3 protein-coding genes are annotated in these 2853 nt (G+C 69.5%); 1 reads left to right on the forward strand and 2 read right to left on the reverse strand.

The window, feature by feature from the left end:
* Positions 1–846: TIGR03862 family flavoprotein (locus ACDELDRAFT_RS21000; protein ID WP_005800157.1), on the forward strand; the 846-nt coding region annotated here is incomplete at its 5' end.
* 437 nt (positions 847–1283) lie between these two features.
* Here ACDELDRAFT_RS21000 and ACDELDRAFT_RS21005 read toward each other — a convergent pair.
* The gene (locus ACDELDRAFT_RS21005; RefSeq protein ID WP_005800159.1) at positions 1284–1850 is read right to left on the reverse strand and encodes a YcbK family protein; all 567 of its coding nucleotides are present in this window, start codon (positions 1848–1850) and stop codon (positions 1284–1286) included.
* A gap of 34 nt (positions 1851–1884) precedes the next feature.
* A partial coding sequence (locus tag ACDELDRAFT_RS21010; protein ID WP_005800160.1) for a L,D-transpeptidase family protein occupies positions 1885–2853 on the reverse strand: 969 nt, incomplete at its 5' end.

The following is a 2853-nucleotide window of genomic DNA, read 5'->3' on the forward strand; positions in this document are numbered from 1 at the left end:
CGCGCCGTGGTGCTGGCGCTGGGTGGTGCAAGCTGGGCGCGGCTGGGCTCGGATGGGGCCTGGGTGCCTCTGCTTGCCGCGCGCGGCGTGGCGGTGGCGCCTTTGCGGCCCGCCAACTGCGGTTTCGATGTGCTGCGCGTGGACACGCCTGCCGGTGAGACGCGGCGCGAATTCCTGCAGGAGCTGCTGGGGCGCACGCCACCGGCCCCGGCGGGCTGGACGCCCCACTTTGTCCAGCGGTTTGCGGGCCAGCCCTTCAAGTCGGTGGCGATCAGCTTCACCGACAGCCGGGGCCGGCACTTCAGCCGCCGGGGTGAATTCGTGGCCACGGCCACGGGCGTGGAAGGCAGCCTCATCTATGCCGTCTCGCACTTGCTGCGCGACGAGGTGGAGGCCCACGGCCACGCCACCTTCCACCTCGATCTGCTGCCCGACCATGCGCCCGAGCGCGTGCTGGTCGAGGTGCGCCACCCGCGCGGCTCGCGTTCGCTGTCCAGCCACCTCAAGAGCCGCCTGGGCCTCGACGGCATCAAGGCCGGCATCCTGTACGAGCACCTGGGCAAGGAGGGCATGAACGACCCGGTGGCCCTGGCCCACGCCATCAAGGCGCTGCCCGTCACCGTGGTGGCCGCACGGCCGCTGGATGAAGCCATCAGTACCGCGGGTGGCGTGGCCTTCGAGGCGCTGGACCCGCACCTCATGGCCACGGCCGTGCCCGGTGTGTTCTGCGCCGGCGAGATGCTCGACTGGGAGGCGCCCACCGGCGGCTACCTGCTCACGGCCAGCCTGGCCAGCGGCGTGCGTGCGGCGCAGGGTGTTTTGGGGTTTCTGGGCGCAGGCGCTTGACGGCAAAGCGCTGCCAGCTATCAAATCCGTAGTGGAAGGGGCCGAGGCCCGCCCTGCGGGCCCTGCGATGCAGGGCGCCTTTGCGCAACCACGGCCTTGCCGCAGCAGGCGCGTGCGCCGGGTTGCGCCACCGTCTTTCGCCTTTCAATTCGCCGTGGCTTGCTGCGGTCCGGCCTCTGGCCTGGGGGGCACAGCAGGGTCACTGCGGGGGCATTTCAGCGGCTTTTTGAACGCTTGCGCTTGACAGTCAAGCGCGTGCAGCTATTGAAAATATAGCGAAATGCCCAGAAAACGGCCCGATCAGCGGATGCGCGTGCCGGGCCGGTTTCAAGGGGCGAAACCACTCGCAGCGGCGTCAATGCGGGTGTGCGCCGGTGCAAGTGTGCAAGGGCGATGCCTGGACGTTGCCCACCCTGCATGCAGGGCTGCCAACGCCCTCACCAGCGGCGCACAGGGCCGGTGTCCACATGCACGAACTGTTCGCGCGGGTAAAAGCCCACGCCGCCCGCGCCCAGCGACAGCGCCGCATCGCGCAGACTGGCCAGTGGCACGCCGGGCAGGCGCACGTCGATGGCCTTGCCGTCCATGTGCAGGCTGTGCTTGGCCACCCCGCCACCGCGCGTGGCGCGCAGCGTCTGGTTGGTGGCCGGGCTGCGGTAGCCGGAAATGACCTGGAAGGGCTGCTGCACGCGCAGCTCCTGCCTGATCTGGTGCAGCAGGTTGAACAGTTGCGGATCCATCACGCCGGCCTCGCCGCTGTAGTGGTCGCGCAGGAAGTGGTTGAGGCTGGTCAGCGCCTGCGGCACGAACGCGTCGCCCAGCGCATACACCAGGGCCAGGCGCTCGCTGGTGTGCGTGTGGTCGAAAGAAAGGCTGCGCGCGCCCGGCTGGTTGGCGAGCGCGGGCTGCGCCAGCGGCAGCAGGGCGCCGGTCATCAGCCAGCGGCTGCCCGCGCCCAGAAAGCGGCGGCGGCTTGGTTGCGAGGGGAGAGGGGGCTGTTTCATGGCAAATGGGCGAAAGGCGGTGAAGCCGCTGGCGTCACAGCGCGGCGGCGGGCGGGGCCGGCCGAGCACCCAGGCGGCGCCGCTCGGACTGCTGGCGCAAGGCCTGGTCGAGCAGTTTGTCCTGGCCATACAGATCGGCAAAGAAATGGGGCTTGCCCTGCTTGACGATGGCGGTGCTGTAGGCAATCACCACGGGCAGGGGCTCGGCCAGGCGCAGCGTGGCCGACTGGCCCCGCGCCATGGCTTCGCGGATGCGCGGTTCGGGCCACGCGGGGTCGTTGCGCAACACGAACTGGGCCAGCGCCACCGGGTCTTCGACGCGAACGCAGCCGTGGCTGAAGTCGCGCCGATCGCGCTGGAACAGGGCCGGCGCGGGCGTGTGGTGCAGATAGATGTTGCTGTTGTTGGGAAACACGAACTTGATGTCGCCGAGCGCGTTCTTGGGCCCCGGGCGCTGGCGTATGCGCATCTGTCCGCGCAGCACGGCGTCCAGGTGCTCGGCCGCCAGCGCGGTGTGCACCTGCCCATTGGCTCCCACGAACTCCAGGCCCTGCTGATCGAAATAGCCGGGGTCGCGCCGCAGCCGGGGAATGGTCTCGCTGCGGGCAATGGAAGGCGGCACGTTCCAGTAGGGGCTGAATTCGATGAAACGCATGTCTTCGTCGAACAGTGGCGTGCGGGTGTCCAGTGCCTTGCCCACGATCACCTTCATGGCCAGTTGAAGCGATACCTGGCCGTTGTGCACCTCGTAGGCGCGCAGCACGAATTCGGGGATGTTGACCACGATCATGCGCGGGCCGCGCAGCAGGGGGGTCCAGCGCAGGCGCTCCATGGCCAGTTCGATCTGGCGTGCGCGCGCCGCGGGCGGCACGGCCAGGGCGTCGAGCGTGCCCTTGCCGATCACGCCGTCGGTGGCGAGGGCATGGCGCTCCTGAAAGGCCTTCACGCCGTTTTGCAGTGCCTCGTCGTAGAGCGCGGGGGGCCGGGCATCGGCCGGCAGGTC

It is taken from the genome of Acidovorax delafieldii 2AN, assembly GCF_000175235.1.
Classification (GTDB): Bacteria; Pseudomonadota; Gammaproteobacteria; order Burkholderiales; family Burkholderiaceae_C; genus Acidovorax; species Acidovorax delafieldii_B.

Bases quoted from the DNA above. Each gene is read 5' to 3' on its own strand.
- ACDELDRAFT_RS21005 (WP_005800159.1), bottom strand. From the start codon at position 1,850: ATGAAACAGCCCCCTCTCCCCTCGCAACCAAGCCGCCGCCGCTTTCTG.